Annotated in this window: 22 protein-coding genes and 2 pseudogenes; 10 read left to right on the top strand and 14 right to left on the bottom strand. The window is 67.7% G+C overall.

All coding sequences use genetic code 11. The features are described from left to right. Positions 1 to 17: 17 nt before the first annotated feature. From OHB04_RS41060 to OHB04_RS41050, 3 genes are read left to right on the top strand one after another with little or no spacing between them, the layout of a single operon-like run. Complete coding sequence (locus OHB04_RS41060; RefSeq protein ID WP_326693242.1) at positions 18 to 1,262, top strand: MFS transporter; 1,245 nt, start codon at positions 18 to 20, stop codon at positions 1,260 to 1,262. Then, positions 1,259 to 1,969, top strand: coding sequence for a fumarylacetoacetate hydrolase family protein (locus OHB04_RS41055; protein WP_326693243.1), 711 nt, complete (start codon positions 1,259 to 1,261; stop codon positions 1,967 to 1,969). The genes OHB04_RS41060 and OHB04_RS41055 overlap by 4 nt, the downstream gene beginning before the upstream one ends. Then, on the top strand, positions 1,959 to 2,891 hold the full coding sequence (locus tag OHB04_RS41050; protein WP_326693244.1) for a polysaccharide deacetylase family protein: 933 nt from the start codon (positions 1,959 to 1,961) through the stop codon (positions 2,889 to 2,891). Before OHB04_RS41055 ends, OHB04_RS41050 begins: the two co-directional genes overlap by 11 nt. Before the next feature lie 113 nt (positions 2,892 to 3,004). Here OHB04_RS41050 and OHB04_RS41045 read toward each other — a convergent pair whose 3' ends face one another. The 4 genes and pseudogenes from OHB04_RS41045 to OHB04_RS41030 form a co-directional block, all read right to left on the bottom strand. Then, the gene (locus OHB04_RS41045) at positions 3,005 to 3,166 is read right to left on the bottom strand and encodes a hypothetical protein (protein ID WP_326693245.1); all 162 of its coding nucleotides are present in this window, start codon (positions 3,164 to 3,166) and stop codon (positions 3,005 to 3,007) included. 583 nt (positions 3,167 to 3,749) lie between these two features. Beyond that, positions 3,750 to 4,607, bottom strand: coding sequence for a helix-turn-helix domain-containing protein (locus OHB04_RS41040; protein ID WP_326693246.1), 858 nt, complete (start codon positions 4,605 to 4,607; stop codon positions 3,750 to 3,752). Between the two features lie 331 nt (positions 4,608 to 4,938). After that, positions 4,939 to 5,097, bottom strand: a pseudogene (locus OHB04_RS42125) (IS701 family transposase); the annotation flags it as partial. 379 nt (positions 5,098 to 5,476) lie between these two features. Further along, positions 5,477 to 6,937 carry an MFS transporter gene (locus OHB04_RS41030; protein WP_326693247.1) on the bottom strand — a complete coding sequence of 487 codons (1,461 nt, stop codon included), beginning with the start codon at positions 6,935 to 6,937 and terminating at the stop codon, positions 5,477 to 5,479. Between the two features lie 156 nt (positions 6,938 to 7,093). Between OHB04_RS41030 and OHB04_RS41025 the strand changes: the two genes are divergently transcribed. After that, the gene (locus OHB04_RS41025; protein WP_326693398.1) at positions 7,094 to 7,363 is read left to right on the top strand and encodes an ArsR/SmtB family transcription factor; all 270 of its coding nucleotides are present in this window, start codon (positions 7,094 to 7,096) and stop codon (positions 7,361 to 7,363) included. Positions 7,364 to 7,372: 9 nt separating this feature from the next. Here the strand turns inward: OHB04_RS41025 and OHB04_RS41020 are convergent, their stop codons facing one another. After that, a complete protein-coding gene (locus OHB04_RS41020) occupies positions 7,373 to 7,603 on the bottom strand; it encodes a hypothetical protein (protein WP_326693248.1) in 231 nt (76 codons plus the stop codon). Between the two features lie 374 nt (positions 7,604 to 7,977). Here OHB04_RS41020 and OHB04_RS41015 point away from each other — a divergent pair, with 374 nt between their 5' ends. After that, positions 7,978 to 8,355, top strand: a complete 378-nt coding sequence (locus OHB04_RS41015; protein ID WP_326693249.1) for a hypothetical protein — start codon at positions 7,978 to 7,980, stop codon at positions 8,353 to 8,355. 731 nt (positions 8,356 to 9,086) lie between these two features. On the opposite strand, the gene OHB04_RS41010 is transcribed toward OHB04_RS41015, so the two are convergent. From OHB04_RS41010 to OHB04_RS40980, 6 genes and pseudogenes are all read right to left on the bottom strand, one after another. Continuing rightward, a complete protein-coding gene (locus OHB04_RS41010; RefSeq protein WP_326693250.1) occupies positions 9,087 to 9,596 on the bottom strand; it encodes a hypothetical protein in 510 nt (169 codons plus the stop codon). Positions 9,597 to 9,963: 367 nt separating this feature from the next. Next, a complete protein-coding gene (locus OHB04_RS41005; RefSeq protein WP_326693251.1) occupies positions 9,964 to 10,443 on the bottom strand; it encodes a hypothetical protein in 480 nt (159 codons plus the stop codon). An 815-nt stretch (positions 10,444 to 11,258) separates the two neighbouring features. Beyond that, a complete protein-coding gene (cas7c, locus tag OHB04_RS40995) occupies positions 11,259 to 12,170 on the bottom strand; it encodes a type I-C CRISPR-associated protein Cas7/Csd2 (protein ID WP_326693252.1) in 912 nt (303 codons plus the stop codon). A 44-nt stretch (positions 12,171 to 12,214) separates the two neighbouring features. Beyond that, the gene (cas8c, locus tag OHB04_RS40990; RefSeq protein ID WP_326693253.1) at positions 12,215 to 14,008 is read right to left on the bottom strand and encodes a type I-C CRISPR-associated protein Cas8c/Csd1; all 1,794 of its coding nucleotides are present in this window, start codon (positions 14,006 to 14,008) and stop codon (positions 12,215 to 12,217) included. A gap of 4 nt (positions 14,009 to 14,012) precedes the next feature. After that, complete coding sequence (gene cas5c / locus OHB04_RS40985; protein ID WP_326693254.1) at positions 14,013 to 14,777, bottom strand: type I-C CRISPR-associated protein Cas5c; 765 nt, start codon at positions 14,775 to 14,777, stop codon at positions 14,013 to 14,015. Between the two features lie 155 nt (positions 14,778 to 14,932). After that, positions 14,933 to 15,518: pseudogene (locus OHB04_RS40980) on the bottom strand (transposase family protein); the annotation flags it as partial. An 89-nt stretch (positions 15,519 to 15,607) separates the two neighbouring features. Between OHB04_RS40980 and OHB04_RS40975 the strand changes: the two are divergent. Both OHB04_RS40975 and OHB04_RS40970 read left to right on the top strand, forming a co-directional pair. Then, complete coding sequence (locus tag OHB04_RS40975; RefSeq protein ID WP_326693255.1) at positions 15,608 to 15,784, top strand: hypothetical protein; 177 nt, start codon at positions 15,608 to 15,610, stop codon at positions 15,782 to 15,784. 442 nt (positions 15,785 to 16,226) lie between these two features. Beyond that, positions 16,227 to 17,351 (top strand): NAD(P)/FAD-dependent oxidoreductase, encoded by a 1,125-nt coding sequence (locus tag OHB04_RS40970; RefSeq protein WP_326809662.1) that lies wholly within the window; start codon positions 16,227 to 16,229, stop codon positions 17,349 to 17,351. A gap of 571 nt (positions 17,352 to 17,922) precedes the next feature. Here OHB04_RS40970 and OHB04_RS40965 read toward each other — a convergent pair. The 3 genes from OHB04_RS40965 to OHB04_RS40955 all read right to left on the bottom strand — a co-directional run bounded on the left by OHB04_RS40965 (position 17,923) and on the right by OHB04_RS40955 (position 21,671). Continuing rightward, a complete protein-coding gene (locus OHB04_RS40965; RefSeq protein ID WP_326693256.1) occupies positions 17,923 to 18,942 on the bottom strand; it encodes a DUF4331 family protein in 1,020 nt (339 codons plus the stop codon). A gap of 399 nt (positions 18,943 to 19,341) precedes the next feature. Next, on the bottom strand, positions 19,342 to 20,277 hold the full coding sequence (locus OHB04_RS40960) for a ParB/RepB/Spo0J family partition protein (RefSeq protein ID WP_442815137.1): 936 nt from the start codon (positions 20,275 to 20,277) through the stop codon (positions 19,342 to 19,344). A gap of 155 nt (positions 20,278 to 20,432) precedes the next feature. Next, positions 20,433 to 21,671, bottom strand: coding sequence for a ParA family protein (locus tag OHB04_RS40955; protein ID WP_326693258.1), 1,239 nt, complete (start codon positions 21,669 to 21,671; stop codon positions 20,433 to 20,435). Positions 21,672 to 21,904: 233 nt separating this feature from the next. On the opposite strand from OHB04_RS40955, the gene OHB04_RS40950 reads away from it, so the two are divergent. From OHB04_RS40950 to OHB04_RS40940, 3 genes are all read left to right on the top strand, one after another. Further along, a complete protein-coding gene (locus OHB04_RS40950) occupies positions 21,905 to 22,063 on the top strand; it encodes a DUF6207 family protein (RefSeq protein WP_326693259.1) in 159 nt (52 codons plus the stop codon). 103 nt (positions 22,064 to 22,166) lie between these two features. Continuing rightward, positions 22,167 to 23,177 carry an ArsR family transcriptional regulator gene (locus tag OHB04_RS40945; protein WP_326693260.1) on the top strand — a complete coding sequence of 337 codons (1,011 nt, stop codon included), beginning with the start codon at positions 22,167 to 22,169 and terminating at the stop codon, positions 23,175 to 23,177. A 144-nt stretch (positions 23,178 to 23,321) separates the two neighbouring features. Next, positions 23,322 to 24,866, top strand: coding sequence for a DUF2637 domain-containing protein (locus tag OHB04_RS40940; RefSeq protein WP_405807786.1), 1,545 nt, complete (start codon positions 23,322 to 23,324; stop codon positions 24,864 to 24,866). Positions 24,867 to 25,190: the final 324 nt, after the last annotated feature.

Genomic DNA, 25,190 nt, shown 5'->3' with positions numbered 1-25,190 from the left:
ACCTGGGCGGTAAACAGATGAGCACCAGCGCGATACCGGTCAAACCCCCGATCCAACGCGTCGCCGGAGCTCCCGCCGTCGCGATGTTCGGGCTGCTCCTGCTGGCGTACTCGGTGAACGCGATGGACCGGATGGTCTTCCCGGTCCTGCTGCCGGAGGTCCGGGCCGAGTACGGGTTCAGCCTCGACCAGTCGGGCCTGCAGTCCACGGTCTTCGCCCTCGGCATGGGCATCACGGGCATCCCCGCGGGGATCGCGCTCGCCCGTCTGAGCCGCAAACTCCTTGTCGTCGTCGGCACCACCGCCTTCTCCGCCGCGACGATCCTGACCATCGTCAGCACGGGCTTCGCCGACATGCTGGTCTGGCGGATCCTGTCGGGCGTCGGCGAGGCACTCCAGCTCGCGGCCATCCTCACCGTCGCTGCCGGAGCGTTTCCCCGGCACCGGGGCCTGGCCATCGGAGCGGTGAACATGGCCTTCGCCACCGGATCGGTGGTCGGGCCGGTCGTCGCAACCGCCCTGCTGGAGCAGCACGACACCTGGCGCTCGCCGATGGTCGTGTTCGGTGTGTTCGGTCTCCTGGTGACACTCGCGGTGATGGTCCTCGTATCGCGCCGGTTCACCGAAGCCACCAGTACCGAAGTACGGGCGCGAACCGTCGGCGGTTCCGACTCCGTACTGAGCTGGAACCCCCTCGTGCTGGCCGTCATCACCATGCTGTTCGGACTGGCCGACTTCGGCTACATCGGCCTCTACGCCACCTATCTGCGCGACGAGCTGGGATTCACCTCGGGCCAGGCCGGCCTCGCCGTCGGGCTGTCGGGGCTGGCCGCGTTCGCCTCACCTCTGAGCGGCTGGCTCACCGACCGGCTGGACCCGCGTGTCTGCCTCGGGTCCATGAACGCGGGGGCCGCCGCCGCGGCGGCGGCGCTGTTCCTCGGCCCGGCCGTCCCCGCCTGGCAGACCGCGTTCTCGTTCCTGTTCGGGCTCTTCGCCAGCGGAGGCGCCTATGTCGTCCTCGCGGGCCTGCTCGTGAAGTCCGTCCATCCCAGCATCGCCAGCCAAGGCTCAGGCATGTTCATCACCTGCGTCTACGTCGCCGCCGGTGCTTCGGGCTACCTCTTCAGCCGCTTCGTGGCCGGTCTCGGCTGGACAGGGGCCGGACTTGTGCAGATCACCGGCTTCTCCCTGGCCGGCGCTGCGCTCACTCTCCTCCTGCGCCCGGCCCTGTTCAGCACCCCCCGTCGATCGGAGTCGTCATGACCCTGCTGTTCACCCCGCCGACAGCGTCGGTGCCCATCGCCGGCAGTGACACGTTGTTCCCGGTACGCCGGATCTACTGCGTCGGCCGCAACTACGTCGACCACGTCCGCGAGATGCGCGAGGGCGACGAGCGGGACGACCCCTTCTTCTTCCAGAAGCCGTCCGACGCGATCGTCGCGGACGGCGCGCGAGTGCCCTACCCGCCCCGCACCGGCGACTTCCAGTTCGAGGGTGAGCTGGTCGCCGCGATCGGAACCGCGGGTACGAACGTCCCGCTTGAGCGGGCGCACGAACTGGTCCTGGGTTATGCCGTCGGAATCGATCTGACCCGCCGCGACCGTCAGAGGGACTGCCGCGAGAAGCGGATCTCCTGGGAAGCGGGCAAAGCGTTCGACGCCTCGGCGCCATGCGGTCCCCTCACGCCCCGTGAACTCGCGGGCGACCTCAGCACTGCCGAGCTGCGGCTGACGGTCAACGGAGAGATCCGGCAGCGCACTTCGCTCGGGCTGATGATCTGGAACGTCGCCGAGATCATCACCCATCTGTCCACCGACCACCAGCTCTGCCCAGGCGACCTCATCTACACCGGCACACCGGCCGGCGTCGGTGCGATCGTCCCCGGCGACCTCGTCCGCGCCGAAATCGATCACCTGCAGCCGCTGTCCGTCACCATCACCGAGAAAGGGAGCCAGAGCCATGGCTGTTAACGGCATGAAGCCCACCGAGCGCATCGACTACGACCCCATCGAAGGGCGCAGGCCGTTGCGGCTTCCGGGCGGGGCGAAGGTCGCCGTCTGGCTGATCGTCAACATCGAGGAGTGGTCGGACACCGAACCGATGCCACGCACCGTGCTCACCCCGCCGGCGGGCGGGGTGCCCTCCCCCGACGTACCGAACTGGTCCTGGCACGAGTACGGCAACCGGGCCGGATTCTGGCGGATGCTGCGGGTGATCGACCGCCACCGCATCCCCGCGGCCCTCGCCGTCAACGGCTCCGCCGTCGCCGCCTACCCGCAGATCACCGAGGCCGCCCTCAGCCGTCGGTGGGAGTTCCTGGGGCACGGCTTCTCGCAGAAGAACATGCAGAAGGTGCCGGACGAGCGCCGCGACATCCGCAGCACCGGCGACGCGATCGCCGCAGCCACCGGCAAAGCGCCCCGCGGCTGGCTCGGCCCCGGCCTCACGGAAACGTGGGAGACCCCCGACCTGCTCGTCGAAGAGGGTTACGAGTACGTCTGCGACTGGGTGCTGGACGACCAGCCGACACAACTGCGCACCCGCACCGACGCCATCGTCAACGTGCCCTACACCCAAGAGTGCAACGACGTGGCGATGATGCTCATCCAGCACCACACCGCCGACGAATACCGGCAGCGCGCCACCGACCAGTTCGACCAGCTCCTCGCCGACGCGCGTGCCGACGACTCCGCACGCGTCATGGCCTTGGTCGTACACCCCTACATCATGGGAGCCCCGCACCGGCTGAAGTACCTGGACCTGGCGCTGGAACACATCCGCGGTCACGACGAGGCGACCTTCTGCACGGGCGAACAGATCCACGACTGGTACACCGCCCAGTCCACGGCCCCGGCCACGGACCTCGGTTCGACCGCCCCCGTGAGCGGCTGAAGGGCGGTCGATACGCCGCTCCAGCCGCTCGGGACGGCGGCTCCCTCCAGCAGCACGAGTGCTCCCCCGGCCGCCGCCCCCTCAAGTCCGGGCTTCCGAACCGGTGGCCGGGGTCAGCCTGCCGAGAGGCCGAGGCCGGTCACGTACCAGCTCTTCCCGATGCGGGATGCCTCCAGCTGGACGTCGACCTGGCCCCTGTCCAGCCCTTCGGAGTTGGAGAGAACGACGGCGTTGAGGGCTGTCCGTCGACCGTCGAGACCGGTTTCGGGGTCCAAGTCGGCGGGGGTCAGTGAGCGCGCAGGACCGTCGCCGCCGTGGGTCAGCCCCTCCCGCCGGGCGACCCCGAGCAGCGCGGCACAGCCGCCCTCGTCCTCGCCTTCGCCCAGGAGATCCTGGGCGAAGGAGCCGAAACCACCAGGGCACGGCGGAGTAGACCTTGGGCAGGCGGGCGTGCCGGAACAGTCCGGAGACCGTCGCGGGGAGCGCACCGGGCGGCGGCTGTCCGACGAGCTGTCCCGGCTGCTCCATCCCTACCAGGACGCCGTCGGCCCACACGACCCTGAACCGGAATCCGTCGGGCAGGAGGTGGACCACATCTCCTACCTGGAAGTGGGCCTTCCGCTCCCACGAGGGCGGTTCATGAATGGGAAGGCCGTCTTGCGGCGGCGGAACACATGCGGGGTCTTCATGTGCTTGGTCCTCCTCATCGAATGCGTCAGTAATCAGGCTTGGCCGTCGATCTCGGCGTACTTCCTGCACCCCGACTACTCACGCCCGTGTATTTCCGCAGCCGCCCTAGCCTCGATCTTGCATGACCGTCCACCGACTCCGTCGGTGGACGGTCATGCAAGATCGAGGCTAGTAGGCGAGGTCGGCGCTGGCTTTGCGGTCGGTGGTCGAGATGAGGTAGTCGAGCGAGGCCTCCGAAGCGGAGCCCGGTTCGGCTACGAGGAGTTCCAGCTCGCTCAGGTCCTCGTCACCGGGGAGCAGCATCGTTTCGCCGGAGAGCTCCAGTACGCCGACCAGCGGATGCGTGAACACATATGCACGGTGGCTCCACAACTCCACTCCGTGCTCGTTCCACAGCCGTCGGAATTCCTCGCTCGCCTCCCGCATCACGGCGATGTGGGACTTCAGCTCTGCGTAGTGGGGATTGCGGGCGAGGAGCACCCGCAGGTAGGCGACATGCGAGCCGGCGAATTCCTGCCAGGCCGCACCGAGCATTTGCCGGTACTCATCGTTCAAGAAGACCTGATGCGACCACGTGCGCTGCGAATTCGGTACAGCCGCGAGATCGACGAGCACGGCAGCAGCCCGGTTCCAGGCGACGATGTTGGTGTAATGCCCGAGGACGAACACCGGGTTGGACACCATCGAATCCAGCAGCCGTTGCAAACTCACCCGAAGTCTCGGGCCCGGGGTCGGCTGCGCGTGTTTCGGCGGATGCGCCAATCGATGCAGGTACGCCGTCTCGTCCGCGTTGAGGTGGAGAGTGCGCGAGACCGCGTCGAGGACCTCCGCGGAGACATTCTCGCTGTGGCCCTGTTCCAGCCGGGTGTAGTGGGCCACGCTCACGCCGGCCAGCTGAGCGAGCTCCTCCCGGCGCAGCCCCGGCACTCGCCGCTGTCGGCCATGGTCCACTACGCCCACGTCCTCGGGCCCCAGCCGGGCGCGCCTCGATTTCAAAAATTGACTCAATTCAGCACGTACGTCCACATCACGCGACCTTAACAGCAGGTCGTGATCCCCACTCCGGTTAATACTCCAGTTGCAGTTTGCTATTCCTGCTGGTCGGAGGCTTGTTTTCGAGTGCAGCGGGCTGGCTGTGCGTCATGTGGCTGGAGTTCGTGATGGCGGGTGCGGCGTTCGTAGTGGCAGTGTTTGGCGGTGGCCTGGTGGCGCCGCCGGAAGCGGGACCATCTCCGGGCATGTTGCGTGTGCTGGCGGTGACCTGTTCCAGGGCGGCAAGCTGCCATGAGCTTGCGGATTTCTGCCAGGCTGAGCGGGATGAGGGCAGATCCGTTTCTGCGGCCCCCCTTTCAATGGCTTCGGCGGCGGCCATGGCGGCGAGGAAGGTGTGAGCGAGTATCGCGAGGGTGATGTGCCGGTACCAGCCCGGGTAGCGCCGGACTTCGTACTGGTCGAGGTCGCATTCGTTCTTCGCGCTCTGGAAGCAGGACTCGATCGCCCAGCGGCTGCCGGCGACGGTGTAACTGCCGGTGACGATCAGCCTGCCGTCGTCTGCGACGGAGAAGATGAAGTCGCCGGAGACAGCGACTCCCTTCACCCCGTTGGTGTGCAGGGGCAGGTCCCGGACCTGCTCGGCCCGTCCGTCGCTGGTCAGCCGCAGCACCACACCCTCGCCGGTATACGCACCGACGACCGCGTGCCGGGCGCCGTCGTGCTCGAAGGCCGCCGCGTCGATTGTGTCCCATGGTGTAAGACCCGTGGCGGACCCTCCAGGGGCCGGCGGGAGGCGTGACGGATGCGGCGCGGCATGCCGCGCACAGGTGCCCGGCCGGAGCGCTGTCGCCCTCCGGCCGGGCACCTGTCGCTACCGTCCGCGGGGGATCCGGGGGTCCCGGTCAGGCGGTCCGTCCCGCTTCTTTGTTAAGCGGATCGGTCTCGGTGGTGGTGTCCTCCTCGGCCGGATCGGCTTCCGGGGCGCCCCGCACCACGGTCCGAAGCCCCGCCCCGATGCCCAGCAGGGCCGCCAGTGCGGTGATGGTGAAGACGATGCCAAGGGCGCTGTGCCGCCCCCAGCTCTGGGCGGCCCCGAAGGCGCTGACGGCGGTGCCCAGGCCTGTCATCACGGCCACGGACAGGGTCTCGGACAGCTGGAGGTTGGAACTGGCCGCGCCCTCTTGGCCCTTGGGGGCCAGCGCCAGGACGATGGTGGTGACGGCGGGGTACACAAGCCCCATCCCGAAGCCGGCGATGGCCCAGCCGATGACGGCGAGCGCCACACTCCGCAGCTCGGTGCCGATGGACACGGCGATCAGCGCGTCACCAGCCAGCAGCAGCACGAAGCCGGCGACGACGCGGCTGTGCCGCCCCTGGCCGCCGCTGCGGGTGTCCAGCTTGGCCTGGACCCAAGCACCGCTGACCCAGGTGAGCGCCCCCGCGGAGAGCGCCAGGCCGGACTCCAGGGTGCTCAGCCCTAACACCTGGGTCATGCTCAGCGGAAAGAAGGACTCGGCGCCGTAGTAGGCGGTGCTGACGAGTCCGCGCACGATCATGCCGGCCGGCATACCGCGCCGGACGGTGAGCGTGCCGGACGGCAGCAGCTTGCGCAGCATCGGCAGCGCCAGTGCGGCACCCACCGCCACGAGCGGCAGGGTGAGCGCCAGATTGTGCTCCTCCAGCCCGGCCAGCACGGCGCCCGCGCCCACCACCAGGAGCAGGGTGAAGGGAATGCGGCGCTTGTCGGGGGCCGAGACCTCGGGCGGTCCCAGCTTGCGCAGTGCGGGCAGGGCCAGCACCACGCCGATCGGCACCAGCGGCACCAGGACGAGGAAGACCACCCGCCAGTTGCTGGCCTCGGCGATGGCGGCGGCGACGGCCGGCCCGAGCAGCGCGGGCAGCGTCCAGGCGGAGGCCACCAGCGCGAGCATCCGGGCGCGCAGCTCGTCCGGGTAGGCGCGGCCCACGGTCAGATAGGCAAGGGCCAGCACGCCACCGACACCGGCTCCCTGAAGCGTCCTGCCCAGCAGGAACACATACCAGTTGGCCGCGATGGCGGAGACCGCACAGCCGACGATGAAATAGAGGAATGCCCGGAGGTAGGGACGGGCCGGACCCGTCCGGTCCGCCCCCTGGCCGGCGAGAACGGTGCCGAAGATATTGGCCAGCATGAACGCGGTGAAAGCCCAGCCGAACAAGCCCAGCCCATCAAGTTCCCCGGCCACCGAGGGGAGCACCGTCGCGACGCCCAGCCAGAGGAACGCGACCAAGGTGACCGAGAGGATCAGTCCGATGGTGAGGGACCGATATCGGGGGGACCAGATGCCCTCTTCTGAGGCGCTCGTGCGAGCGGACTCGCTCATGAGCTCTCCAAACCTGTACAGCGCGGCTGCGCGATGGCTATGGGGCGCTCGTAGCCCGCCCCCGTTCATATAGGAGATTCCCTATACAGTAAAGCAACTATATAGAGAGTCCTTGATACCCTGTCAAGCGTGACAACCAACCAGTCAAGTGCCGCAATGCTGAAGTCCCTCGGCCATCCCGTGCGGCTGGGCATCGTGCGCGCGCTGGCCGCTCAACCGGAGACCTGCGCCTGCGACTTCACCGAGCTCTTCGCAGTGTCACAGCCGACCATCAGCCAGCATCTGAAGGTGCTGCGCGAGGCCGGCGTGGTGAGCACACGGCGCCGTGGTGTGCAGATCTGCTACTCGGTGCGGCCGGAGGCCATCGCAGAGCTGCGTGAGCTGATGGAGGGGCTCGCACCGGCAGCCCTGGCCGACGTGGGCTGAGCCGACACCTCAGCTCCGGGCTTCAAAGAGCACGATCGGCGGGTTCGCCAGGAAGTCCTGCCAGAAGTCATCGCCGAAGCGGCGCGCGGCGTCCTCCCCCACGGTCATCTCGACCCAGCGCAGCTCACTGAAGCCGGACGCCGCGAAGGCATGCGCGTACACCTCGGGCCGGATCAGACAGGTCTCGAAGCTGATCGGCGGCTGCAGTGCGGCCGTGGCCTGTATGCGCCGAGAGCGCACCCACTCCGCTGTTTAAGGAGGTTGAGGGAGCGTTTTGGTCAGTGAGGTCTCCCGCCCGACTTCGCCTCCTGAATCGCGGGCCTGGCCGGGGACAGTCGCACTATGCCGCCGCTGTCGCTCCGTTGGTGGCTTGCGTGCCGCCATCGGCCCTCCTCTCGTCCTGGCCGCAGTAGCCAGAGAGCTGCCTTGTGAGTTCCCGCTCTGGGCGAGGAGCTCGCGGGCCACCGCGCAGGTCGGACCGGAGGCGCTGTCGCGTCGCGCGGGTTCCAGGCCCACATCGAGCACACCGGGGCCTGGTGGTGTGGCGTGCCACACCGGCTTGTAGCCTTCCCGGGCTCTGTTTCCTTCTAGCAGATGATCTTTTGAGGAGAACCATGAGGAAGACAGCCCGGCGGGCCGCCGGCCTGCTGGTGGCGACTGCCGCCGCCGTGTCGGTCATGAGCGTCACGGCGCCGGGAGCGCAGGCATACGACTGGAACTGCAATGGCAAGAAGGTCAGCCGCTGCATCACCAAGTCCGGCGGCAAGTTCACCGTGAAGTTCAGGAACAACACGAACAAGAAGGTGAAGGGCAGCTTCGGCATCACCTGCGCCGGCAGCAAGGGACAGAAGCTCTACACCGTGCGGACGAACCTCGCCGCCAACTCGGGCTACATCCCCGCACTGCGAACCTGCCCCAAGGGCTACCGCTACAGCGCCGTTGGCTGGCAGGTCAGCGCCGACACGTACTACACGCCGTACATCCGCTTCTGACACCTGGCCCTGTGCGGAGCCTGCGCAGGGGCCCCGGCTTGAGGAATCGACGGACTGTGGACCAGCGGCAGACCACAGCACATGCCCAACAGCCTGCCAAGGGAGAAACCGCAGCTCAGAGCGCGTAGCGCAGCTTCGGTCACAGCGGTCTTGAAAACCCTCGTAGCAGCGATGTCACCGTGGATTCACATCCCACCGCCCCCGCGCCGGTAGAGAACATGCACGTCAGAAGGGGTAACCGGACATCCGGGTACCCCTTCTGACCTGGTCGCGTGTGCCGGCCTGTCCCACCTGATCCCAGCTTGGATCAGCCTGCGTGGCCAACCTGCGGCCAAGCGGTTCGGCGCGGCTGCGACTGCGGTACGTGCGAGGTGCTGGAGCACCGGTGCGTGCGACCGGCGGTCGTCGTGGAGTTCGAGCGCGACGTGGCCCGGGACAGCGGCCGATGGAGGCATCCAGCGCGGGTACGACGCCTGCGCCCGGACCTCTCCCCGACCACTTCCGTGAGCCGGTCGGGAACGAGCTGGCCGTCAGGGTTCCGGTGCGCCAGGGGTGATGCCGCGCAGTGGGCCGCCCTCACTGTGGCCTGCTTGTCAGCGCAAGCCGCGTTGGCAACGGCCCTGCCTGCGCCTGCACCGATGTGGAGAGCAACTTGACTTGGCATCGTAGGCAGCCGACGCGGGACGGGACGGCGTCCCCGCGCGGTTGAGAATGGAATGACGCCCCAACATCTACTTGATCTTCGCCGCGATGGTTCGTACGAATTCGGGCAGAACGTCGTCCCGCCAGACCCAAGGAGCCGGGGCATGCTCACCCTTGAACTTCGCCGTGGTCTGCCCTCCCAAACTGAAGAGGACGGAGCCCTTGCGGCAGAACCAGATTCCGTCGGCGGGCCCGGTGAGGGCACAGTGGTCCGCCCCCCGTGCACCCTGATTGGTATTGGTTCCTGACCCGACACGCTCCCCATAGCCTGTGATCAGCTTCGGAGCGGCCACGGCCTCGATGCGGATCCACAACTGGGTAGATTCGTAGGTCTCACCCGGAAGTTTCATGCTGTAAAGACACCGGCCCGACTCTGTCCTCTCGGTCTCTTTCCATGATGGGTCCCTCGCGAATTCCTTAATCGATGAACTGTAAACTCTCTGGCTCTCCTGCTGGATGTCCTTGGCTTCGGGAAGAATCGCCTTGATCTCCGCCTGGTCCACGAACGAGCAGGCGTCGGGCCACTCGTTGGTTGCCATGACCGAGTCGCCCTTGAGTCGGGGATCCCGGTGGGCGCGCCACGTGGGGCGGCCTTGCCTATCGTTACGCCACCCCCGAACGACGTGCTGTTGCTCCACAGAAACACCAGAAAGGCGGCATTCGAGATCAGAAGGAGGCCAATCGTGAGTATCAGACCCTTGTTTTTCGGCATGTTGGCTGATTCTGCCCATGAGCAAAGCTGATCGTCCACCGTGGCCGGCGAACCTCTCTGACAGTCTGAGAGCACGCCATATAGGCGCAGCCTCACTCCCGTCGGCGCTCCGTGGATACCGGCATGGCGCACGTCCTTCACCGCATGGATGCCCGCCCCAGGAGGAGGGCAGGGCATCCATGCAGTGAAGGGGATCAGCCGATGTGGTAGACGGTGACGGTCACCTTTCCGTCTGCACCGGGGATGGTGTACGTACCAGGGCCGTGGAAGGGCGCGCAGCCCCTGGCGAGGATGTCGTCGGCGTTGATGCCGGTGTCGTCCTCACCCACGAAGGCGCATACCTCGCTGATGGAGTGGTCGGCGAACCTGTGCGTGGGGCCGGACTCCGGGTAGCGCGGCAGGGTGGGGGTGTTGATGTCCAGGTCCGGGTGCTCCCACAGGGTGGTCTGCCGGAAGCCGTTATCCTTCACGAAGACTTGGCCGTAGGGCTCGGGCAGGTCATTGTTGTCGTTCTCCTGGGGGTTGGAGAACTCGATCGAGTAGGTGATGAGCCCCCCGGGATACCGTGCCTGAGCAGCGGACTGCGCCTGAGCCGATCCGGCACTCACCACGCCGGCCAGCAGCAGGGCTGTCGAGGCGAGGGTCGCCAGTCGACCCATGGCCATCGGATGCATCCCTCTCTCCTTTCACTTAAAGTAGCCGTGCGGTCACACTGTGAAGGTAGGTGAGGCATGAGGTCGATCGACGGGTACACCGGGTAAACCACTCGGGCGTATGGCGCTGAGGCTCTCTGGCCACGGTGAGTGCGCGGGGTGGCCAACCCCTGGCAGCAAAGAGAAGATCCTGATCATCAGCGGCTGAGAGTCGCAGGGCCCTGGTTGAGCAGTTGATCAGCCGTCGGCCGTCGCCGGCTTCCTCAGCCGGCTCGTCGAGGTGGCCCCGTTCCGGGCCAGGCGCCTGGTCATGAGGGTGATGGCGGCCCTCGTGAGCGAACGAGGGCTGGCCCACGACGGAACGATTGCACGCGAAGGCGCACTGGACCGAGTGCCGGAGGCATTCGTCCCCGTCGTCGATGCGGCCCGAGCTCAGATCATCGAGACGTTCGACAGTGTGCGGCTACACAACGAGGCATTCCTGTCCTCCCTGGTCGCCGCAGGAGACCCGCATGTTGCGATCCTCGGCCGCCCCGGAGGGCGGCCGCCACCTGTCGCTCATGTCCCGTTTGTAAACCGACTCGTGCAGGTTGCGATCCTCGGCCGCCCCGGAGGGCGGCCGCCATCAGAGGAGTGGCACCTCATGATCACACAGCGCCAGCCGCAGTTGCGATCCTGGGCCGCCGCGGGCAGGGGGCCGCCACCGCCGTACCAGAGGACGGGTTGATGTCCGACAAAAGAGGTCTCTAGAAGACGCATTGGCCGACGACACCGCCACCGTGCGCGGGACCCACATGGTGGCAGGATGAGCCCTGGAGGCGGGTGGGCGGGGTGGGTCACCCGATGAGCGTGGTCAGGGTGACGCCGCCGGGCAGGTTCTTGTCGCGGATCGCAATGTTCTGCTCGTAGTCGGCGAACCGGCGCGCTGTGGTGTCGCCCAGGGGGGCGACGGTGATGCGGTCGAAGAGGGTGTGTGCGGGGGTGCGTCCGAACGCGTCGTCGTGGCTGAAGACGTAGAGGCCGCGCAGGGCGAGTCCGGCGCGGGCTGCGGCGCGGTCGTGCTCGAACATGAGGGTGAGCGCGCGCCAGAAGATCTCGAGGTCTGTGGAGGTCACTCCGGTCTTCTGCGCCAGGGGGGCGCTGAAGTGGCCGGTGCCCTTGTAGAGGCCGTAGGGGATGAGGTGTTTGGAGCCCATCTCGGTCTCCTTTCCCCTGTTGGTGTCCTTGTCGTTGTCGGTCTGGGTGTTGTTCCAGGCGTCGACGTCCTCCTGGCGGGTGGGGGTGACGCGGGTGATGCCGATGTCGAGGGGGACGACCGGGTCGATGGAGCGGGAGAAGCCGATCTGTACTGGTCCCTGGACTCGGCCGGCTTGCTTGTCGCGCTTGCCGGTCGACATCACGGCGCCGAACATGCGGACGTCGAAGAAGGTCTTGCACATCCACTGCTGAGCGGTGTGCCGGTCGGTGACGGCGGCGTCCTGGTACGCCCGCTCATGCTGGGCGTTGAGGGCGACGCCGGCGTCGACGTAGATGTCGTACCCGCTCTTCTTCTCGACGGTGTTGAGCAGGTCGACGGTGTTGCGGAGCTTGCGTTTGATGGCAACGTCGGTGATCAGCCCCTGTCCGGTGGTCGGGTCGGTGCGGGGCAGGCCGCCGTTGTCGGGGTCACCGTTGGGGTTGGAGTCGGTGGCTTCGATGAGGAAGACGAAGTCGTGCTTGCGAGCCGGGTCGAGGTGGGCTTCGGTCATGGTGGTGGTCTCCTGAATGCCGTGGTGGTGGGCGGCGGAGGGGCTCACGCGGCGGTAGGACTGCCGTGGATGTCGGCGGCGTCGGTGTGGTGGGCTTCGGCCGCGGTGCGGGCTGCTGCGAGGTCCTCTGAGCGCTGGTGTGCGTAGCCGATGACGAAGCGGGCCTGCTGCAGCGGGGTCAGGTGGGTGGGTAGGTCCTGTTGGACCTTCGCGTAGAGGTCGACCAACTGCCTCTCCATCGCGCTGCCGGCCCCGGGCTTGTCCTTACGCAGGCGTTTGAGGTGGGCACCGGAATCGCTGAACAGCCGGGTCAAAGTGGCGGAGGGAGAGGTCGCCGCCGCCCGGAAGTACTTGTCGCGGACCGTGGCGTTGAGGTTCTTGCCCAGAGCGCGGCGCTGGATGTTCTCCATCACAGCGAACAGGCGGCCCGAGAGGTAGGCGGGCTCGTTGCTGTCCTGGTCGAGTTTCGGTGTCACGTGGTCCTCCGGGCGGGGAGAGCGATTCAGGATCAGCCTCAGCAGCGCCAGGCGGGGGCTGTCGGTCTTTTGGTCGGCGTGGATGCGTTGCAGGATGAGCGGCAGTACGCGGGCCGGCAGAGGAGTGCGGCGCAGGGCGGCGCGCAGCAGGTCGGCCTCCAGGCCGCGGGGCGCACTGCCGGGGGCGTAGCGCTCCCCTGTCCAGCGTCCGCAGCTGAGCGCAAGCAGCCATAGCGGCGAGTACCGGGTCTCGCCGGTCCAGCCGTCGTGAACACCGTGGTCCTCGTACCAGGCTCCGAGCGCGGCCTTGATCTCGGGAAGCGGAACGTCGATCCATTCACGTACGACCAGCCGGGCGTTGTTCAGCCCCAGGCCGAGGGCGCAGAAGGAACCGTCCTCGATACGGGAAGCGCTGTGCGGAGTAGGCGTGGTGTGCAGCACCTCGATGAGGTGGGCGACGCTGGCCGGGTCCGGATCGTCCTGGAGGACGTCGAACAGTTCCCTCTCGCCGTCTGCATGGCGGGCCCACCACAGCAGCACACCGTCGTCGCGGAAGCGGCGGCTGTGTTCCTTTGAAGCGATCAGATGGTTGAGCACGGCCATGGCGCGACGGCCGCACTGGATGCATACCGGGGTGTTGGCGAGCTGGGTGATGCCACCGCGCCCCTGCGCGGAGGTGTTGATGCTGATCAGCGCGCCCTCGTTGGTGCCGCCCGCGGAAGGTACGGAACCTTTCTTCACCGTCTCGGGGATCGTCGCGAGCAGGCTGCGCTGCTCACCGCAGACCAGGCACAGGCCCTCACCTCCGTCTCCGCCCTTGCGCTCGCGGACCACCTCGGCCCACAACTGCTGGACGGACGGCAAAGCGTGCAGCCAGCGGGTCCCGGCCATGACGGCGACCGTGTCGCCGGCTTCCACCTCGTCGAGCTGCTCAGCCGGAATCAGCGCGGGCCCGCCGCAGGAGAAGTAGGTACCCAGCGCCCGGGCCGACGCGTCGTCCGGCTCCCGCTCGACCCACCGCAGGGCCAGTTCCCGGTAGGCGCCGTGCCGCCGCTCGGCTTCACCGCGCGCCTTGTCCGTGACAGCCCCGTCTTTCCCCGCCTTCGGGATTCCGAGCGCGAACTCCGCTGTATCGACGATCAGGTTGGGCGGAACACGGATTCCCGACCGCTGGGCGTACGGCACCCTCTCCGAGCGCGCCTGCTCCCGCTTCCCGGCCGGCACCCGGTCGCCGATCAGGCGGGCCCTCTGCCCGCCCTCCCGGATATCGAGTACCCACGTGATCACCCTGTCCCGATAGAAGTCCGGCGGCAGATCCTCGGCGATCGCCTCGCCGTACTCGTTCAACCGCTGCAGCAGCATGCCCTCACCCCTCGGCCCCGTCGGAGCGCCACGGCCCGTGCGGCATGGCAACCGCGTCGTCCGCAAGGGGGTCCGTGACCTCCAGGACACCGCCATCCAGCGCCGCCCTAAACCACTGGTACCGCTCCCCCTGGCTGGTGTAGGCGATGGAGTGCAGCATCACGCCGAACTCCTCGCTGTGCGCGATCGGACGCCGCTCCACCTCGGCGGCGCCGAAGTGGGCGGTGAACTCCCGGCAGCCGAAGAAGGGCTGCGAGAAGCAAGCACCCCGTTCCACGCGCCGCCGCAGCTGGTCGCGGTACTTCTCCTCCGACGCCGCCGGATACTTCCCCGAGCCGGCGCGCGCCTTCGGGTCCACGACGATCTGCGCATGGATGCGGTACCGCACGTCCCGCAGGCCCATCGTGCTGCGCTGGTCCCGGTCCTCCTCCACGTCGTAGCGCTCGGCAGCGCCGGCGCGCAGCGCCTTGACCCGCTGCGGGCTGATCACCGACTGCACCTCGTTACGCCGCACCAGCATCCAGCGGATCGGCTCCAGCACCTCGATCCTGCGGATCACGTACTGGAACTGCGGCTTCCAGAAGATCGCACGCAACAGCCCCTCCGCAGCCGACGGGGTCATCACCTGGTAACTCACCCGCTCGGCCTTCAGCTCCGGCCTGGTGAAACACGCGAAATCCCCCCACGTCTCCACCACCAGGTCCGGGAACGACCAGCCATCGTTCCCACGCGCCGCGCGCCGGCGGGGCGCTGTTGATGCGGTTCGCACTCTGTTTCTCCCTCTCCAACGGAAACCGTCGATGAGGAACGACCCCGCAGCCCTGTTCTCCGGATACGGAAAACGCCAACTGGCGTGCGTGCCAGGCCGGATGGTCGTCCTCATGTCTGCCGCACACTAAAGGGGTCCACTGAGCCTTTCCAACCTCAGTTTGAGCAGGTCAGGTGCAGGGTGAGGACGGCCTTCACGAGGCTGGTGATCCGGGTGGTCGAGCAGCGCAGTTTGCGCAGGAGCCGCCAGGTCTTGAGGGTGTCCATGGCCTGCTCGACGAGCGCGCGGACCTTCGCGTGTGAACGGTTGACGGCTTGCTGGCCTGCGGAGAGCGTCTCCCAGCGCCCCCGGTAGGGCACCCGTATGGTGCCGCCGGCGCCTCGGTAGCCCTTGTCCGCCCAGCACTCCACGCCGGTCCAGGGCGTCGATGATGCCGTGGGTTCGCGCAGCCTTGATGTCGTGGACTGCTCCGGGCAGTGCGGGTGAGGCCCACAGCAGCCGCCCCGCCGGGTCGGCGATGATCTGCACGTTCATGCCGTGCTTCTTGTGTTTCCCGGAGTGGAAGGGCCGGTCGGCGGCGATGCGGTCGATCGGCAGTAGCGTGCCGTCCAGGATCACGAATGCCTTGGCGGAGGCGGTCTTCACCGCTTCGGTGAAGGTCGGCGCGTGGGAGGCCAGGATCTCGACGGCCTCGGTGATGTACCGGTGGACGGTGGTGGTGCCGATGCCGGCACCCGGAGCCCACACCGTCCAAGGAGACCCTGGCCTCGCCCTGGGAAAGCGACCGGTTCGCCAACCGCATCCGGGCCAGGCACGCCACCGTCCACGCGGTGCTGGCAGCCGGCCACAGCCGCCGCTCCATCGGCCGCCAACTCCACATGACCCACCGCACCGTCAAAAGCCTGGCTGACGCTGCCAAGCCGGAAGATCTCTTTCGCGGCCAGTGGCAGTACAACCGGACCTTCGCCTTGGATGAGTACAAGCCTTACCTGGACGAGTTGGGCTGAGGGCTGCACCAACGCCTGGAAGCCTGGGAGGAGATCATCCCGCTCGGCTACAAGGGCAGCTACGGCATTGTCAGCGCCTACATCAGGAAGAAGCGCACGTCACCTCGGCCGATCACCGCGCAACCCCCGGCAGCCCGCGTGGTGACCCGATGGATTCTCAGTCGCCCGGAATCGCTCACCGAGACCGAACATCTCCGCCTCAAAGTGAGCCAGAACCTTGAGACGGACTGCAGTTTTTCGTCTGAAATGATCCAGTTGACCCGGTTCTGACGCGGCGTTCGTAGAGCGTCGCCGCGCCGTGTTCGCCGATGCCGCTCCAACTTGAAACCGCTTGGCTGGGGTTGCGTCTGTGGACCGAGCCCGACATCGACGCTCGTCACCGAACGGGGCGAATGGCATGCTGGAAGCGGGAGTTGGCCCGCGGCGCTGAAAGGGGGCGTTCGTGAGCGCCGGGTGTGTGCAGCGGTCTGAACGTGTTGCTGTCATCGGAGTGGGCATTCTCGGAGCCTGCGTGGGATGGAACCTGTCGCGGCACGGGGCCGAGGTGGTCTTCATCGATGCGGGCCGGCCAGGCGAAGGGGTCACCAACTGGTCTTTCTCGTGGGTCAACGCCAGCAACAAGACCGAGCGCAGGTCCTACTTCGACCTGAACGTTGCGAGCATGGCGGCGTACCGTGAGCTTGCGGAGACCATCGGACCAGGCTCTTGGTGGCATCCCAGCGGCCACCTGCGCTGGGCTGATGATCCCGCAGCGGAGGCGAAGCTCCTGGAAACGGCCGAGCTGCTGGCTGGCTGGCACTACAGGGTCGAGGTGTGCACCGGGGCCGAGGTGCGCCGTCGTCTCGAACCTGCTCTCAGGGTGCCCGGCAAGACCTCGGTCCTGTTCTACCCCGACGAAGCATGGGTGCACGGACGGCATCTCGTCGGCCGCCTGGTCGGCCGAGCCGTTGAGTCCGGCGCCGAACACCGTTCCGGGACCGCGGTCTGCGACGTCGGCATCGGCTCCGATGGGAGCATCCGGACAGTGACTCTGTCGGACGGGAGCTGTCTCAACGTCGACGTCGTCGTGAACGCAGCAGGACCCAGCGCCTCCCAGGTCGCCGGGCTCATCGCACGGCACTTGCCGATGCGCCGAGAACCCGGCGTCGTCACCCGGATCGGCGGTGCTCAGGTCCCGGTTCACCGAGCCATGCACGCGCCCCACATCGAGATCCGTCCTGACGGAGATGCGTCAGTGGTCCTCCACAGCCGCGAGATCGACGCACTCATCGACACAGGTGAAGATCCAGCGGAACTCGCACGGCTGCTCCACGAATCGGCGCGGCACGTCGTTCCGGAACTCGGCAGCTCCCGCATCGCGCAGACACAGGTGGCCTACCGGCCCATCCCGGCCGACGGATTCCCCTCGGTGGGAGCGGTGCCTTCTGTGCCTGGCTACTACGAGGCTGTTTCCCACAGCGGCATCACGCTCGGGCCGGTGATCGGCAGGCTGCTTGCTTCAGAGATCCTCAGCGGGAAGAGGGACGAGATGCTTGCGGACTTCCGCCCGGAGCGTTTCCCCCCGTGACAGCGTGCGGAGACGCCGGTACCGAACACACAGATGCGTCTCCGGCGCCCGAATCAGGCTCGCGACCAGTGCCTCCGCTGATACCTTCTGGTCACGGTATTAGCTTGGGGGCGACCGGGCTTCAGTAGCGGTAGTAGGGGTAGAACGGGCTCCACCGTGTTTCGGCGACGGCTTCACCGGGCCGACGCGGTCGCGGGGCGGTTTCACGGGGGAAGAACGCATCGTAGATCCGCCTGCTTCGGTCAAAGCAGCGAACTTGCGGGTCGAGAAGTGCTGCTCAACCCATTGGATCAGGGGGTCCTTGCGGTCTTTAGGGACGTGGCCGAGAAGGATGTTGCGGGCCGTGACCTGCCTACCGACTCACCTGCTCCGCGGCCGACACCGTGGTCGCTCTCGGATCCGAGCCCGGCGAGGACGACGACTGGTCCCGTACAGGCTGGTACCAGGAGCTGACAGGCGCCCTGAACCGCTGGGACCGGTAGCCGGACCGGTTCAGGGCACCCGCGCGGGCGCCTTGGAGTGCAGTCGCTGCGGTGATCGAAGCAGTGACAGACCTGCCGCCCATCGGCCGTCAGGAGGTCGCTGCCGAGTGCGGTTCGCCGAGGTACGGGAACCTGTCAAGGGTGTCGGTGTGCGGCGCCAGGCCGGTGGGCGGCGCCTCGTTCTTGGTGAGGAATGCGACGCGGATGTCGATGACGTCTTCCGTGAACGTCCGGCCATTGGGGTACGCGGCGGGCTTGGAAGGGTCGAAGTGCAGCACGTCCGGCAGGATGCCGTGCTCGTCGAGCGCGGTGACCGCCGCTTCGCGTGTGTAGTCACCGGTGTGGCCCAGCAGGTGGACGAACTGGTCCGTCCACCTGGCCCGGTCGTTGACCGGCTCGCTGGCGTTGTACTCCTCCTTCGTGTCGTCGGTGTTGAAGAAGCTGCTCACCGACGGGTGCCCGGCCCGGTCCACGTGGACGAGTTCACCGTCGCGCAGGACGCTGCACCGGCCCCAGATGCGCAACTCGGGCTCGGGCGCCAGCTCCGCGGTCGGCAGCTCGATCGCCATGGAGAAGACGTTGGCCGTGCTGTTGGCGTCGACGCCGGTCCACGGGGACTGCCCGCCCAGATGGGGTGCGGTGAAATTCCGGCCGCCGCTGGTATCGAACAGCGCCTGGATGCCGTCGGCGTCGAAGAAGAAGGCGTCACTGCGGCTGCCGGCGGCCACCCGGTAGTCGCCGCTGCTGACCACGTTTGCCTGGGGACCGAACGAGACGGCGGCATCCGAAACGATCTTGGTGCCGACCGCCTCGGCCTTGCGGGCCTCCGCACCGGTTGCCATGAAGACGCTGTAGGTCTGGGAGCCGTCGGCTGCCGACGGGCTGAAGACCCAGCTGAAAGCGACATCGGTCAGATGGTCGCCGTCGTTGTCGATGTTCAGGCGGTACACGGCGTCGGGGTGCAGGGCATCGGCGTTGGGGTTGGCGTTGAGGATGAGAACGGTCCTGCTCGGATCGCTGGATACCCCGAAGGCGTACAGGTCGCACAGATCGAGGCGCTGGTCGCCGAGCGGCGGCCCAAGGCTGAGGCCGGTGAAGTGGTTGGACATGCCAGGCCCTTCCTCTGCTTGCCCGCTGGAAAACCGCCAGGACGCTCGGAGAGCCGTTCCACGGCTCGTGAGGTGCACCTGCGTCTGCTCGGGTACAGCCACGCTAGCCCGCCACGGCAGTCCGGCCGTCGAAGGAGAAAGCGCCGCCGCCAAGCAACCCTCGAATGGGTCACCGGCAGGTGACCAGCGCTCCCCCGGCTATGGCGAGGCTCTTGATGCCTGCTCTTCCTGCGGTCCCGCCCCCTGACGAATAGCGGTGTCACGGCGAAGCGACCACTCCCGGCGGCGGCGCTCTGTCGGTCCGCCCCAGGGGCATGCGTCTTCTACGGGCTCCTGCCCAAGAGCCCTGTGGGTTGGTTTACCGCGGTAAACCAACCCACAGGACGGGCCCCGGGCCGACTACAGCCAGGCGTTGAGCTTGACCGTAAGAGCGGCAAGCACGTCCCGCGGCAGGTTCTGGCCGAGCACGTCAGCGATATCGCCCGCATCCTGCTCGGTCGCTCTCATGATCGTGTGCACGGCCTGGGCGAGTGCCTCTCCCCCATCGGCCGGTGAGTCCTGCCGCTGCTCCCTGCTCCGGGGCTGGCCGGGTAGCGCCGGAGCACCGTCCTGCAGGGCATTGATCGGAGTGTCGCTCTGGTTTACCGCGGTAAACCCTGGTGTCCCGGAAGGGGAACCGGGCTGGTCGGAGCCCTGTTGCCGCGTTGTCTGCGCTGTGCCGGGTGCCGCTTCCTTCTTCTTTTTGCGGGGGCGCGGGGTCTCCTGTGCTTCGGTGCGTCGCCTGAGCTCCGCCTGCCAGGCCGCGGCCTGCTCGGCCGGAGGCCGCGCGGCGATCTCCCGGCCGACCCTCACCGGCATCGTGCCGTCGCTGATCAGGGCCTGCAGCTCGGGTGTCAGCTTCAGCAGGCTGCGCTGCTGGCTGACCCAGCCTTTGGTCTTGCCGTAGTGCTCGGCTACCGCGCCGGCACCGCCGAGCTCCTTGGTCATCGTGTCGATCCCGATGGCCCGCTCGATGGGGTCCAGGTCCTCGCGGTCGTTGTTTTCGGAGAGGACCGCGTCGAGGAAGTCCGCCCGCGAGCGCGCCAGCTCGTCATCGACGACGACCTCGAGTGTCGTCAGGCCGACCGTCTTCGAGCCGCGATACCGCCGCTCGCCGTTGGCGATGACGTAGGGGGCGCCACCGAGTCGCTGTTCCTCTTCGGGCCACAGGAGCAGATAGGCGTCGCGGGTGACGGCCGTCGCGGGCTGCAGTTGCTTCTTCTTCAGCTTCAGCCCGAACTCGTGGAGTTCCTCCTCCGTACCGAAGTTGAAGCGCGGGTTGAACCGGGTGGGCACCAGCTGGTCCAGCGGAAGGGTGCGCAGCCGGCTGTCGGGGGCGCCCGTGGTGGGGGCGCCGGTGGTCGCCGCGACCGCTTGACGGCGCGCGCTGACACCGCCACGTGTCCTGCCGAAGGAAGCGCCGGTACCGAGCTGCTCGGAGACACGGCCGCTCATGACAGCCCCCTCGCCAGAGCGCGCATCGTGACGGACTGTTCGCCGCGCGGCGCGAAGGACAGCAGGGGCTGCTTGACGCGGACGGCCTTGCGCTGGTCGGTGAGATCGCCGATGACGGCGACGACCTTCGGATCCTTGATGTCTATCCAGGCTTCCAGGGAAGAGGTGGCGATGAAGCCGCGGCGCGGGTCGTAGAGGTTGACGACGATGCCGAGGTAGTCGACCTCGACGTTCATGTCGCCGCGAAGGTCTTCAATCTGAGTGACGAGCAGGTCGTAGGCGTCGGCGCTGCTGTCCTCGGCCTGCACGACGATCACCGGCCCGGAGGCGCCCGGCTCTTCGTCCTCGCGGCGGCGCCCGTAGTAGATGGCGGTGTCCATACTCAGGCCCAGGCTGGGCGGGCAGTCCACGATGATCTCGTCGTAGAACGGTTCGAGCGGGGCCAGGGCCCGCTCCAGGGCTGCTTCACGGAACCGGACCTTGGAGAGGGCGACGTCCAGGAGGAAGCCGTCCTGGCAGCCGGGCAGGAGATCGAGCCTGCCGCCGTACCGGTCGTCACTGATGGGGACGATCAGGTCGCGAATGTTCCCCTTGGCCTCGCCCGTCATGTGTTTGCTGAGGCTCTCAACTTCAGCGGACATGGGGATCTCGCTGTGCCCCAGCTGGGTCGTGAGGTGGCGCTGAGGGTCGAAGTCGACCATCAGCGTGCGGCGCCCCAGCCCGGGGAGATCTTCGACTTCAAGGGCGTTGTTTCCCTCGATCTGCGCGGCGAAGTGCTTGGAGATCCGCACCGGGTGAAGAGAGCCGGGGTCCTCCGCGAGGGCTTCGCCGAGCCCGGCGGTCACTGCGGTCTTGCCCACGCCGCCCTTCTGGTTGCAGACGATGCGCCGGCGCGGGTGGGTGCGACGGGGGACGCTGGGCGCTGGATTCTTCTCCAGCCACAGGCGTACGGACTGGGCCAGCCCTTGGATGAGGGAGACACGCCGGTCGGCCGCCACCTGCCGGAACGTTTCCCACTGGCCCTGCGGCAGGAACGTCGAGAAGGAGTCGGCCCCGGAGGTGTCGACCGGGTCACCGGTGGAGGCAAGGGCGGCCCAGGCGTTGATGCCGTCCTCGACGGCTCCCTGGATCTCGACGCCGTGTTGGGCCGCCCGGATCTTCAGGTCCTGCCGGAGCTGGGCCGGCAGCTTGGAGACGACCTTTTCGCGGTCGCCCGATGTGGCTGGAGAACTCATGGGGGAACCTTACTAACGTCGAAGACCGAAAGTCGCATTGACACGTTAGCTATGGAGAGAAGATTGGGGTCTGTGGTTTACCGCGGTAAACCACAGACCCCAACTCTACTTCCGTGCAAGCCGCCCGGGGGGTGTCCGAGGCGGCCCCCGTCCGAGGGAAGAGGGCGCGCGGCCCGAGCTGTCGGGCTGGCCCGACCGTCGAGGCGGGTATGAAGCCGGTCAGGGAGGCGCCCTTGACGGAGTCCGGTCTGGCGGTCGTGGAGGTCGCAGCCGTGGACGAGTCGACGGCGTTCGCCGTTCGGGAGGCGCTGGCGGGGCCCGAGGGGCGACTGCCCTCGCGGACCATGCAACCCGAGAGCCGGGGCAGCCCGGGTTGTGCGGCTGCGCATTGAGTAGCGCGCTATGGCCAGTTCCGAGTGTCTGCGTCAGCGGGTGGACGTGAGTGTCCGGAGATGATTCGATCTTGCCTCAAAGTTGGACATGGAAGGCAGAGGTGTGATCACCATCCCGCTGAGCGCGAACCAGTTGGCGGCCACCCGTTTCGCGGTTTCCCCGCTGATGCAGGCAGCTGCTGTGCTGCACCCGCACCGGCCGCGGGTGATGGGCGACGGTTCCTTGTCATATGCCGAGGTCAGCCGTGTGCTGCAGGATCAGCGGCTTCAGTTGCTGGCCGCGATGCGTCAGTTGGTGCATGCCTTCGCTCCGGTCTTCTACGCCCCTGTCTTCCTGACGCCTCCGGCTCCCGCGGGTCGGACGCCGGAGCCGGAGGAGGATCTGCATCGTGTCGCTTCCGCTCCTAGTCGGCTGGTGGCCTCGCAGCTCGGCAGCCTTTTGGACGTGCAGCCCCAGCACAGTCACGCCGATTTCACGGCCCGACGGATCCTGCGCAGGGCCGCTGATCGTGGTGAGGTTGACTTCGCGGACCGGCTGGCCCGAGAACTGGACACATTCTGGCTTCGGGGTCTTTCCCGATCCTGGTCGGCAGTCGCGGCACGGGCGGCGGACGACATCGCGCTGCGCACCCAGTTGCTCGCGGAGCACGGTTTGGGGTACGCGCTCGGTTCGCTGCACGAAACCGTCCGCCACGGCAACGGCGCTCTGCGTCTGCTCGACCGGCACAGTGCCGAGGTCTCCGCCGGCGGGAACCTGGTCCTGTTTCCCTCGCCTTGGGCGCACACCTGGCTGTTGAGTGTCGACCCGCAGGGGCGGCGCCCCGTGTATCTCATCTACCCCACAAGCGCCGGCACCGCCTCCGCCCCGTCCGGGGCAGCGAACCGGTCACGGGGAGGCTCCACCACCCGCGATGTGCTGCTGGCCGACCTCAAGGTGCCGCGGACCACCACTCAGCTCGCGGCCATGCACGACCTCCACCCTTCGACCGTCTCCTACCACCTCGCCTTCCTCCACCGAGCAGGGCTGATCACACGCGTCCGAGACCGCAACTCCGTGTACTACCAGCATGCCAAGCCTCTTGACACGCTCGCATCGGCAGAGGGTACGCAGTGATCAGCGTGTCGGGACGTCTCAAAGAGACACATGCTGCACTCGGGCCGGCCCCGTGGAAGGCGCCTCAGCCAGCACGCTGAGACGAGTGAGACACTGACCCCTCATCCGGGACGACAGCGGGGAGCTCTGGTGCTGGAGGTGCGCATTGGCCGCGTGCACCGCATACTCATCGCTGTAGTGGTCACCGGTGCTGTGGTGATCGCGGCGATCGGCTTCGCGGGCTCGTTCTCGGCAGTCCGCGACCTGGCGGAGAAGAAGGGCTTCGGGTCCTTCTCCCCCTTCTTCCCCATCGGTGTGGACGCGGGCATCGTCGTACTCCTCGCTCTCGACCTGCTGCTGACCTGGATCCGCATCCCCTTCCCCCTGCTGCGCCAGACGGCCTGGCTGCTGACGGCGGCCACCATCGCGTTCAACGGCGCCGCGGCCTGGCCGGACCCGCTGGGGGTGGGAATGCACGCGGTGATTCCCGTTCTCTTCGTCGTCACCGTCGAGGCGGCCCGGCACGCCGTCGGGCGCGTGGCGGACATCACGGCCGACAAGCACATGGAGGGCGTCCGCCTCTCCCGCTGGCTCCTGGCCTTCCCCTCCACCTTCCGCCTGTGGCGCCGGATGAAGCTGTGGGAGCTGCGCTCCTACGACGAGGTGATCCGGATGGAGCAGGACCGCCTCGTCTACGAGACCCGGCTGCGCGCACGGTACGGACGAGCCTGGCGCCGCAAGGCACCCGTCGAGGCACTGATGCCGCTGCGGCTGGCCCGCTACGGCGTCCCGCTGACCAAGACCGCGCCCTCCGGACTGGCAGCCGTAGGGCTGCCTGCGGACTCCCTCACGCCGCTCGGAGATGACGCCCAGCGAAGTCACTCCAGCCAGGGGGAAGAGCCGCCGCGCTTTGCCGGCCCCGGCATCCCGAGGCCCCGCTCGGGCACGGAGGGCCACATCCCGGAGGAGACTCCGGCAGTCCGCCACGCACACGGAGCCGTTCCGGCGTCAGAAGCAGATGCCTCCCGCCCCGGCCCCGGGCCATCGGAGCAGGAGAAAATCCGAGCACCGCAGGCAATGCCGGCCGCCGGGCTGAAGAAGCTGTCCTCGGAGCGGAGACCGGTATCGGGGGAGCCCGGCGTGCCGGACAACGCCACGGCGCTTTCGCAACCGTCCGAGGCGGGTCCGCACCAGCCTCACCACGCGGCCGCCCTCTTGACCACGCAGACAGACGCAACGGCTCCGCCACCGGCCCAACAGGACGTCATGCACGGCAGGCAGCGAGGAGCGAAGGAGGCGAAGCAGCCTGAGCGCCCGGCGGGGGAGGGGAACCCGACACTCGTCGACCGCTACTACCAAGCATGGGCCGAGCTCACTGACAAGCTGGAAGTCGAGCCCACGGTGCAGGAACTGGCCGACCACCTCTGGGTGAGGGGGATGGCAGGCCGGGGCGGCGGCCAGATAAGCCCCAGCACGCTGCGCCGGTACCGGATGGGCTGGCGCATCTACCGAGTGTGGGCACAGCACCTCGAGGCCGAGGGCAGCGAACCTTCTCTCGGAGAGCTGGCGGAGCTGTGTGCTCAGCACGACATCCGCTCCAAGGGCGGCCATGGCAACCGCCTCGGCCAGGCCGGTCTCGCGGACTACCTCATCGACTTCCGGCGCCGTCACGCAGCCCTCGGTGGCCAGGAAGCCACTGCCACGAAGTGACGTCCGGCAGGCTACGCAGTGCTCGTTGTACGCAGCGACCGGCGTGAGGCCGAGCGGCGAGCAGCAAGGCATCCAACCTGGCCCGCATCCCCAGGCCCCGTCTCGTCGGGGTACCGGGCGTCCCTCGACCGCGACGGCGTCTCCATGGGCGGAACCCCGGTGGGATTACCTGGCACACGGGTGGAAGAAGCGGTCGGTATCGCCGCCGTATGCGGACGCGCGCCGGTCAGCCCCCAGCATCCCGTACCCCCGTGGTCCCGGAGCCGGCGGCAATGTCTCTTCGTATACGGCGTCGCCGGCCCCGGAAGGAGGGCCGGAGGGGCT

It is taken from the genome of Streptomyces sp. NBC_01775, from assembly GCF_035917675.1.
GTDB lineage: Bacteria > Actinomycetota > Actinomycetes > Streptomycetales > Streptomycetaceae > Streptomyces.
This window is presented reverse-complemented; position numbering and strand designations above follow the sequence as displayed.

Excerpts from the sequence above, each read along its gene's own strand:
- OHB04_RS41060 (WP_326693242.1), top strand. The coding sequence starts at position 18 with ATGAGCACCAGCGCGATACCGGTCAAACCCCCGATCCAACGCGTCGCC.
- OHB04_RS41015 (WP_326693249.1), top strand. The coding sequence starts at position 7,978 with ATGAGGAAGACAGCCCGGCGGGCCGCCGGCCTGCTGGTGGCGACTGCC.
- OHB04_RS41005 (WP_326693251.1), bottom strand. The coding sequence starts at position 10,443 with ATGCATCCGATGGCCATGGGTCGACTGGCGACCCTCGCCTCGACAGCC.
- OHB04_RS40965 (WP_326693256.1), bottom strand. The coding sequence starts at position 18,942 with ATGTCCAACCACTTCACCGGCCTCAGCCTTGGGCCGCCGCTCGGCGAC.
- cas8c (WP_326693253.1), bottom strand. The coding sequence starts at position 14,008 with ATGCTGCTGCAGCGGTTGAACGAGTACGGCGAGGCGATCGCCGAGGAT.
- OHB04_RS41030 (WP_326693247.1), bottom strand. The coding sequence starts at position 6,937 with ATGAGCGAGTCCGCTCGCACGAGCGCCTCAGAAGAGGGCATCTGGTCC.
- cas7c (WP_326693252.1), bottom strand. The coding sequence starts at position 12,170 with ATGACCGAAGCCCACCTCGACCCGGCTCGCAAGCACGACTTCGTCTTC.
- OHB04_RS41025 (WP_326693398.1), top strand. The coding sequence starts at position 7,094 with ATGCTGAAGTCCCTCGGCCATCCCGTGCGGCTGGGCATCGTGCGCGCG.
- OHB04_RS41055 (WP_326693243.1), top strand. The coding sequence starts at position 1,259 with ATGACCCTGCTGTTCACCCCGCCGACAGCGTCGGTGCCCATCGCCGGC.
- OHB04_RS40955 (WP_326693258.1), bottom strand. The coding sequence starts at position 21,671 with ATGAGTTCTCCAGCCACATCGGGCGACCGCGAAAAGGTCGTCTCCAAG.
- OHB04_RS41050 (WP_326693244.1), top strand. The coding sequence starts at position 1,959 with ATGGCTGTTAACGGCATGAAGCCCACCGAGCGCATCGACTACGACCCC.
- OHB04_RS41010 (WP_326693250.1), bottom strand. The coding sequence starts at position 9,596 with ATGGCAACCAACGAGTGGCCCGACGCCTGCTCGTTCGTGGACCAGGCG.